The sequence below is a fragment of the Waltera acetigignens genome (assembly GCF_025567015.1).
GTDB lineage: Bacteria > Bacillota > Clostridia > Lachnospirales > Lachnospiraceae > Acetatifactor > Acetatifactor acetigignens.
Genome location: NZ_JAOQJO010000007.1, coordinates 147492 through 153491, shown reverse-complemented (window position 1 = coordinate 153491; position 6000 = coordinate 147492). Strand labels below are relative to the sequence as shown.

At 42.0% G+C, this 6000-nt stretch carries 8 protein-coding genes; all 8 read left to right on the top strand.

What is annotated here, in order from left to right; genetic code table 11:
• Positions 1 to 487: 487 nt before the first annotated feature.
• The 8 genes from OCV96_RS08700 to OCV96_RS08665 all read left to right on the top strand — a co-directional run bounded on the left by OCV96_RS08700 (position 488) and on the right by OCV96_RS08665 (position 5909).
• Positions 488 to 1204: an AAA family ATPase gene (locus OCV96_RS08700; RefSeq protein ID WP_195966107.1), complete on the top strand. Its 717-nt coding sequence runs from the start codon at positions 488 to 490 to the stop codon at positions 1202 to 1204.
• A 25-nt stretch (positions 1205 to 1229) separates the two neighbouring features.
• The gene (locus OCV96_RS08695) at positions 1230 to 1658 is read left to right on the top strand and encodes an HTH domain-containing protein (protein WP_262594277.1); all 429 of its coding nucleotides are present in this window, start codon (positions 1230 to 1232) and stop codon (positions 1656 to 1658) included.
• A 203-nt stretch (positions 1659 to 1861) separates the two neighbouring features.
• Complete coding sequence (locus OCV96_RS08690) at positions 1862 to 2197, top strand: helix-turn-helix domain-containing protein (RefSeq protein ID WP_006859200.1); 336 nt, start codon at positions 1862 to 1864, stop codon at positions 2195 to 2197.
• A gap of 58 nt (positions 2198 to 2255) precedes the next feature.
• Positions 2256 to 2960 carry a LytR/AlgR family response regulator transcription factor gene (locus tag OCV96_RS08685; RefSeq protein ID WP_262594275.1) on the top strand — a complete coding sequence of 235 codons (705 nt, stop codon included), beginning with the start codon at positions 2256 to 2258 and terminating at the stop codon, positions 2958 to 2960.
• A gap of 1 nt (position 2961) precedes the next feature.
• On the top strand, positions 2962 to 4257 hold the full coding sequence (locus OCV96_RS08680; RefSeq protein ID WP_262594273.1) for a sensor histidine kinase: 1296 nt from the start codon (positions 2962 to 2964) through the stop codon (positions 4255 to 4257).
• A gap of 105 nt (positions 4258 to 4362) precedes the next feature.
• Positions 4363 to 4524, top strand: coding sequence for a cyclic lactone autoinducer peptide (locus OCV96_RS08675; protein ID WP_006859203.1), 162 nt, complete (start codon positions 4363 to 4365; stop codon positions 4522 to 4524).
• A gap of 3 nt (positions 4525 to 4527) precedes the next feature.
• Positions 4528 to 5109: an accessory gene regulator B family protein gene (locus OCV96_RS08670; protein ID WP_015559465.1), complete on the top strand. Its 582-nt coding sequence runs from the start codon at positions 4528 to 4530 to the stop codon at positions 5107 to 5109.
• Positions 5110 to 5483: 374 nt separating this feature from the next.
• Positions 5484 to 5909 (top strand): RNA polymerase sigma factor, encoded by a 426-nt coding sequence (locus tag OCV96_RS08665; protein ID WP_006859205.1) that lies wholly within the window; start codon positions 5484 to 5486, stop codon positions 5907 to 5909.
• The last annotated feature ends 91 nt before the right edge of the window (positions 5910 to 6000 follow it).

The window sequence follows — 6000 nt, the reverse complement described above, 5'->3', positions numbered from 1 at the left end:
TTTTTTCAATCATAGGATTTATGGAGCGCAAGTAAAATGACTTTGGGGTTGTAAACGAGTGTGATGATATGGGGCTGGGAGAACAAGTTATTTTATCCGATAAAAAAAGCAATATAACGATGCAATCAAGGCTTATGAGCATACCGGTAACGGTGTAAGCTGGTCACAGTTTGAATGGAAAACTTACGATACACAGATGACAGTCACATTTGAGGATTCGGTGAAAGTTGAAAGCATTTCAAAAGGAATGAATGTGATAAATGGGTAGATGCAATGGTAAATAGGAGGGACATGGTCTGCCGAAAGCATTGGATGACCTATTAAATATTCGGGAGGGAATCTGACCTATCAGGATTACGCAAGCGATATCCGGGAAATTTTAGCATATAAACGGACGCAGCACAAAGATATTATGTCTGAGTTAAACGTACAGTTTTTCATGGCAGACGGTACAATTCAGATAAAAAAATAAAGCAAAGGTAATGAAATGAATAATCAATTTATACAAGGAGTAACATTCGATTGGGATAGAATTGATAACGATAGTTATTTAAAGAGAATTGAGGCTTTTGGGGGTGTTAAAAAACTTGATTTCAACAAACCGGTTACTTTTTTTGTCGGAGAAAATGGCAGTGGTAAATCCACTTTATTGGAGGCACTTGCCGTAGCACATGGTTTTAATCCTGAGGGTGGAACAAAGAATTATGTTTTTTCTACGCATGATACACATTCAGAATTATGTGATGCGATAAGAATTTCAAAAGGCTATCGGAAGGAAAAATGGGGATATTTTCTTAGAGCCGAAAGTTTTTATAATGTTGCAACGCAGGAAGAAGAATATGCAGATTTTGCGCATCCTTCTGCTAAATATCATGAAAGGTCACATGGAGAGAGTTTTCTCGCGTTAGCGCAGAACAATTTGCAGCCAAATGGTCTGTATCTTTTTGATGAACCGGAAGCTGCATTATCACCTCAGAGACAGCTTACATTGTTAATACAAATATATAGATGTGCAAAAGAGGGAGCACAATTTTTTATAGTTACACATTCGCCTATTCTGTTAGGCATACCAGATGCAGATATCTATTGTTTTGATAATGGAAGCATACATTTATGTGAATATGAAGAAACAGAGAGTTATCAAGTGACAGAAATGTTTATTAACAATAGGCAGATGTTGCTGGATAAATTGTTGACAGAGTAAAGAAACAATGTGTTAGGGCACAAATATGATTAAAACAAAAAATATTTCAGAAATGTTGACTTCTTTAATTGAGGAGTATCGTTTTAATAAAAATACTCTTTCAAAATATTTAGAAATAACTGAAGAAACAGTAGATGGAGTAGTAATGGGCAATGTGGAATGTTTGCCAGATGATCCTGCATTGCGTGGAAAAATACTCAGCAAAGCAGGATTTCTGTATTTCGGAGCGATTGAAGATAAGGATAGGCAATTAAGCGGTTTTTTGGAAGTGCTTGTTTCCTATCATGGCATATCCAAGCTAACGATAGCAAAAATGGCTGGTGTTGAGGAACAGGATATTGACAGGCTTTTAGCTAATCCACCAGAAAAAGTTGAAATCGAAGTAAAATATAAAATTGCTGTGACTGTTATGGAACTACGGTTTTGGTTAAAAGATTGTGAGTTGCCGATATAATCATGTGGTGCTTGGGAAACTGGTGGAATAACAGGAAATGTAATTAGAATAAAGAAAGATAGAAGGCGAGTAGCAGATTGGTGTCTGCTGCTCACTTTTCGTTTATGGGGACATGTCGCAATGCGACTTTTGAAGTGTTGTATTACAATCTGTTTTCGGGTATTTCTCGTTGGTATCATTACCATAAAAGCGAGGTGAATTCCATGAAAGCAGAGAAGAAGGAAATCAATATACAGATTGGAAAAAGGTTGCAAACCGCCAGAGAAAACAGTGGATATACGCAGGAAGTTTTTGCAGAGACGCTGGATGTAGGGGTAGAGCATTATCGCAAAATCGAAAGCGGTGTCTATGGCTTACAGCCGGAGAAAATGCTGATCTTGTATGAGAAGTACAGGATTGAGCCGACTTATCTGGTTACGGGGGATACAAATCATAAGGTTGATATTGAACTGTTCCTTGCAAACTGCAGCAGGGAGGAACGGGATGCATTTATAGACCGTATGCTTGCGTATATGAGAAAGCTGATGACAGGCCGTTAAAGCAGCACAGTCTCCGGGATGTATATTTGATCAATATATTTTGAGAAGGAGACGATTTATGAGGGTAGCAATCTGCGATGATAATCAGCAGGACATTGAAAGGATCAGACGCTATACACTGCGTATGATCGACTATGCGGTGGAGTATGTGTTTTATACCAGACCGGAAGAATTATTGAGGGAATGTGCAGATGCGGAGCAAAAGCCGGATATGTACATTCTTGATATTGAGATGCCTGAAATGGACGGACTTGCGGTGGCAAAACAGATCCGTGAGACAGATTCCAAAGCATTGCTGGTGTTTCTTACCAGCTATACCAAATACATGCCAAGTGTATTTGAAGTTGTCACATTTGATTTTATTCCAAAACCAATCTCAGAAGAAAGGCTCCGTGTGCTGTTTGAGAAGGCAGGAACCTATCTGAATCTGACCAATCAGAGTTTTTCATTTAGTTACCGCAGGGTGCGGTATAGTCTGAAGTTTGACGAAATCCTGTATCTGGAAAAGCGGGGGCGTCAGGCGATAATCCACACAAAGAAAATGAAATATCAGTCCAACATGAACCTGAATGAAATATGGGAGAAACTGGACGAGCGCATGTTTGCCGCCGTTCATGGCTCTTTTATCGTTAATTTGAAACATGTTCATTCCGTATCCAGCGGCATGGTCATGCTTACAGACGGCACAGAGCTGGGAGTGACAAGAGGGTACCGGAAGGAGCTGACGGAAAAGCACATCGCATTTGTGCAGGGAGGAATGTGACATGGCATTATATGGAGTGAGGCTTGTCATAAATCTTTTTGACCTCTGCATTTACCGCAGGTATTTAGAGGAGTTCATTGGAAACAGAAAAACTTCCATGGAGTTTTCTGTTCTTCTGCTGATAGTGTGCGAGCTGATTGGAAGTGCGGTGAACCAGATGGGGATAAGCTGGCTGAATTTTGTGACGATGGTGGCGATTCTCTGTGTATATGTCTGCCAGTATGAGGCAGGGATTGTAAGCAGGCTGATTGCGGTTCTGCTGTATATGGGGATTATGGAAGTTGCAGAACCGTTAGGATATTTGTTTAATAAGGCATTCATGGAAAAGGTGTTGGACGATACCACGGTTTCATATTATTTTATCGTGTTTTTTATGGCACTTTTGAAAGCAACTATTGTGGAGGTGTTTTGCAGACTGAAATCTGGAAGAAGCATTCGACTATCAGCAATGCCCAAAGAAACGCAATATATGTTGACAATGATACCTTTATGCAGCCTGATCAGTTGCTTTTTACTGATAGAGGTTGCAAAAGAATTAATCTCAGCACAGATGGTCGTGCTGTGCATGTGCATCATCTTTGTCATTATCATCACTAATTATGTAATTTTTCTGATGATTGAAAAGTATACGACAGTGGAAGAAAAACAGCACGAAGAGGAAATGATCCAGAGGGAAATCTTATACCGGAACGAATACTATCAGGACATGGAACGGTATCAGGAACAGATACAGGACATCCGGCATGATATGAAGAACCGGCTGACGGGACTGCTCGCAGCGGCGGAACAGGGAAGTGCGGAACTGATCAAGGACAGACTGCAGGAAGTATTGGGAGATATCCGGCTGGCAGAAGAGATCATTTATTCCGCAAATCCTGTGGTGAATGCCATATTAAAAGTAAAAAGCGTAAAGGCAAAAGAGAAAGAGATACCGATGCAGGTTACAACGCTGCTCCCCCAGAGAGTATCCGTAGATATCGGGGACATGGGTGTTCTGTATGGGAATCTTTTGGATAATGCGATAGAGGCAGCGATGGCAGTGGAACAGGAAAAACGGTATGTTCATGTGGAATCAAAGTTTCAGGAGGGCAGACTGCTCTTATCCATTAAGAACAGCAAGCCATCCGGGACAAGTTCCTGTCAACAGACAAGCAAAAAAGATAAAATAAAACACGGCAGGGGAATCCGTTCGGTGCGGAAAGTGGCAGAAAAATACGGTGGGGAGCTGATGTTAAAGGATCAGGGGGAACATTTTGAGGCAGTCCTTCTGCTCAACGGAGTTGCAAAACTGGAGTGAGACTGCAACTTATTACAGCAAACCTGCAACTTGTTACAGATAGATTGATTTTTACATGGAAACTGTTAGAGTGAAAACATCAAAAAAAGGAGGGTTTTACTAAAAATGAAGAAAAGAAACTGGATGTACCGACTGAGCAGCAAATCCATGAGCGTGATGGCAGCACTGGCACTTATGGTGACAACCATGGCAACGAACCGTTCCTGCATGTGGTATCTGGGACAGGACAAGATGCCGGAAGATTCCAAAAAACTCAGAAGGTTTTAAATCATGACGAAATGGCTCAGCCACCGTATGGTTGAGCGGGGAATCATAAAAGAGGAGGAGCAGGAATTATACCAGTTTGGAATACGCAATGGTATGATCCTGCTTCTAAACGTTGTGACAGCACTGGTCATCGGCCTGCTTACAGAGCAACTGGCGGTTGTGGCAGTGTTTACCCTGTCTTTTATGGTTCTTCGCAGTTATACCGGTGGATATCACTCAGACAGCAGGATTTTCTGTTATCTTGGTTCTAATCTGGTGCTGCTGGTTCCGGTTTATACACAGGCTGTGTTTTACAAGACATCGCTGGCATGGCTGCTGGCAGTATTGCTGGTGTCCGCAGGGATCATTTTTTTACTCAGTCCCATGCACAGCAAGAACCGGAAGCTGGATAAAGAGGAACAAAAGCATTTTGGCAGAAAAGCAAGGCTGATCGCAGCTTTGGAACTGGCTGTGCTTGGCATTTTGTGGCATGCAGGCCAGATACCGTATGCTTACGCTGTTTATACGGGAATCTTCATCACGGCACTGTTCATGCTCGTAGGAAAAGCACAGTTATGGATACAATCACATACCGAAAATGGATAGTCCTTTCCGAACATGCGGAAGGGACTTTTTTTCTGGAAAACAGGAGGGATGACAAGACGAAACGGTAACTTATTACAGGTACCGTAAGACTTATTACACTTATATTGAAGCGAACTTTCTTTCCAAGTATAGTACCGCAAAAAGGCTTAGGAGAAGAAAGGCGTGGCATGTTTTTGGGAATTCATGCCGCACCGGATTGCAGGGGGCGGCAGAAAGGGAAAAGTTCATAAGGATAACATCCGGGTGCAGTTTTGCATGCTTTATTTTGCATGGGAACAGCACCTTTTTTTATTGTCTTTTTCCAGTAAAGCAGAACCCAGAGGTCCGCCAGATGTCCTTCATTTCAAAAAAATTACGAAATGGAGGACATTTGAATGTCAGAATGGATCAGGATCAGAGTCAAGGATTTTTATAAAGATGCAGTTGGTGAACTGGAATACACCTATGTGACCAGAGAAGTCTACGAGGCACTTGTCGATACGTTCCGCAAAGAAGCCCACGCACAGGAAATGCGGGATATCAGACATACGACCAAGGACGGATATACAGAAGGAGAAACGGAAGATCTGGTGGAACTGACCGGGGAATCGGTAGAGGATACGGTCATCCGGCAGATGGAAATAGAAACCCTGCAGAAAGCAATGCAGTCACTCACCCCAGTGCAGAGAGAGCGGCTGCATTTTTATTTTTTTGAGGGCATGACATACCGGCAGATTGCAGCGAAAGAAGGGGTCGGAGAGAAGAACATCCGGGAGAGCATAAACGGTGCGGTAAAGAAAATAAAAAAATATTTTGATTAATACCCCCTCAAAACGTGTTTTTCTGTGAGTACCTTATGAGAGGAACTTTTTCTGGACAGATGGTCTCTTCCGGGAATCCTCTCATGTCTCG